Source organism: Acidovorax sp. HMWF018 (genome assembly GCF_003061035.1).
In the GTDB taxonomy this organism is placed as follows: Bacteria; Pseudomonadota; Gammaproteobacteria; order Burkholderiales; family Burkholderiaceae_C; genus Acidovorax; species Acidovorax delafieldii.
The window spans coordinates 14,898-17,442 of sequence record NZ_QAIM01000091.1 but is presented as its reverse complement, the minus strand read 5'-3'; the positions used below and the strand labels follow the sequence as shown (position 1 = coordinate 17,442).

The following is a 2,545-nucleotide window of genomic DNA, read 5'->3' as shown; positions in this document are numbered from 1 at the left end:
GTCACTGTATGTGGAGACGCGGCGGTGGATATTCTGGCGGGATGAGGTGGGGCCGGTGCGGTGGTAGCAGAGCAAGTCTGCCCACGGTAGCCACACAAGACTCTCATTTTGATCTGCAGGAAAACACATACCGACCACGCGCGTGAAAGCGCTGGAACACTGCTTCCCGCCCGCGTCCACATGCTGCGTTGGCCAGATTCTTGACGTCCTCTTCTGTCGCAAAAGCGGGCCTGGCGATCTGTACGCCGAAATCATAAGACTCCACAACTCGCGGTTGGCAGCCTGTCGATGCCACCGCAATGCCCAAGCCCAATCCGGCCACAAGAAGTCTCATGCAGATGTTCTGCCCGCGCGGCGAAGGCGTGACATTGGATGAGCGGGCACCGACAAGTGCAGTGCCCAGGTTAGGTTGAAGGAGCCCAACCCAGCTGCATGCATCAGCGACAAAATCTCACTGCGGCACCAGCTCCACGCGCCGGTTCTTGGCCTTGCCCTCATCGCTGTTGTTGCTGGCTACAGGTGCGAGCGACGCGACGCCATTGCCCACCAGGCGATTGGCCGCAATGCCGTAGTCCTTGGCCAGCACGGCGGCCACTGCGTCGGCGCGGCGCTTGGACAGCGCCAGGTTGCTATCAAAACTGCCCACGCTATCGGTATGGCCCACTACATGCAGCTTGACAGTGGGCTCGGCCTTCAGGAAGGCGGCGATCTGCTCCAGCGAGGGTTTGGACTCGGGCTTCACGTCGGCCTTGCCAGTGTCGAACAGGATGCCGTAGATGGCGACCTTGCCATTGGCCGTGATGGACTTGCTGATGTCCGATGCACTGACCACCACCATGTTCTGCTCCATGGCTTTGGTTTCCAGGATGTCCACTGCGATGTAGGCGCCCTGCCTGGATTTGTACGTAGCGTCTTCCTTAGGCCAGTCGATGGAGATCAGGCGCACGGTAGTGTTGCCCTTCTGGAAGGTACCCGTGCGCACGGTGCTCGCATCGGCGCCATACATCACGTATTCGCTGCGGTTGTTCTTGATGAAGTCGCGCTGGCCACTACTGAAGTTGGCCAAAAAGTTGGTGTAACTGCCCGCAGCACTGTCACGGGTGGAGTCATACAGCGCCGTGAAACCGCTGGCCGTAAGGTCGTTGGCATAGTTGCGAAACAGCTCCAGTGACCGCGTGGCACCGGGGGCCTCGTACCACAGGCGGGTGAGCTTGCCTTCCAGAGCAAGTGGCGGCTGCACGTAGCGCCGCTTGTAGGTCTGCAGGTCGAACTCCTTGAACGTGGAAGTCTGGAACTCCACGGCGTCGAAGTTGCGCACCTCGTAGCCCACGATGGTGCTACCACCAAAGCGCTTCACGGCGGGGTGATCCTTGGCGCCGGCAAGGTCCTGTGCAAACGTTGGCCACACGCTGACCAAGGCCAGGAACCCGAGGCACAGCGATGCGCCCCACTGACGAAACAGCTTCATGCTCATGGGCAATCTCCGGTTGAATACACGCATCGCTGACTGAGCTGCACCCGGCGCTGCGACAGGCGGCGGGCTCGCATCCATCATAGGCGAGCACCTGGCTGCAGGCCACCCAGCCTTCATGCGACGCCATGGCGCAGCGCGCCGCTTTCGCGAAATGCATCACGGTTTCACACCGGCTTTGTGTTGGACACCTCCCGCAAGCTTCATGTCACTTGCCAAACGCCGAACCGGATCCCACAGGAAATTGAGACCCATGCACTGGCTCATGGCATGAGCGTTGCATGCGCCCCCTGCACGCACCTGCACCCTCCATGACTTCATCCCACCGCCCAGCCCGCTCCCGTGCACCCGCTCATCCAGATGCGCCACCACCCAGCGCCCCTGACCTCAGCACGCCGGTGCTCTTGCTCATGGCCGTGGCCTGCGGCCTGTGTGCGGGCAGCAACTACTTCAACCAGCCGCTGCTGCACTCCATTGCCACGCAGCTGCAAGTGCGGGACGCGTCGGCGGCGCTCATCGTGACGCTGGCGCAGGTGGCGTACGCGGCAGGGCTGCTGCTGTTGGTGCCGCTGGGCGACCTGCTGGAGCGGCGGCGGCTTATCACCACACTGATGCTGCTGGCCGCTCTGGGACTGTTTACCAGCGGGTTTGCGCACAACTACGCCATGCTGGCGCTGGGCACGCTGCTCACCGGCCTGTTTTCGGTGGCGGCGCAGGTGTTGGTGCCGCTGGCAGCCACCCTGGCTGCGCCGGGCCGCAGCGGCCGGGCCGTGGGGCTGGTGATGAGCGGGCTGCTGACCGGGATTCTGGCGGCGCGCAGTGTGGCAGGGCTGCTGTCGGAGGTGGGCGGCTGGACGCTGGTGTACCGGGTGGCGGGCGTCGCCATGGTGGCCGTGGCGTTGGCGCTGTGGTGGGTGATGCCCATGTCACGCAATACGACCTCAGCACCGACACAGGGGTATGGACAGGTCTTGCGGTCGCTGGGCACGCTGGCCTTGCACCACCCCCGGTTGCGCAGCCGGGCCTTGCTGGGAGGGTTGTCGTTTGCCTCCGTCAGTGTGTTGTTCTCCACCA

The 2,545-nt window shown here is 63.2% G+C and carries 2 protein-coding genes; one reads left to right on the top strand and one right to left on the bottom strand.

Features of this window, described 5'->3' with window-relative positions:
• Positions 1 to 451 precede the first annotated feature (451 nt).
• A complete protein-coding gene (locus tag DBR23_RS03275; protein ID WP_108497303.1) occupies positions 452 to 1,474 on the bottom strand; it encodes an OmpA family protein in 1,023 nt (340 codons plus the stop codon).
• A 308-nt stretch (positions 1,475 to 1,782) separates the two neighbouring features.
• Between DBR23_RS03275 and DBR23_RS30245 the strand changes: the two genes are divergently transcribed.
• On the top strand, positions 1,783 to 2,545 hold a 763-nt coding region (locus DBR23_RS30245), incomplete at its 3' end, for an MFS transporter (RefSeq protein WP_369882078.1).

Coding starts and splice junctions, on each gene's coding strand:
- DBR23_RS03275 (WP_108497303.1), bottom strand. CDS start 1,474: ATGAGCATGAAGCTGTTTCGTCAGTGGGGCGCATCGCTGTGCCTCGGG.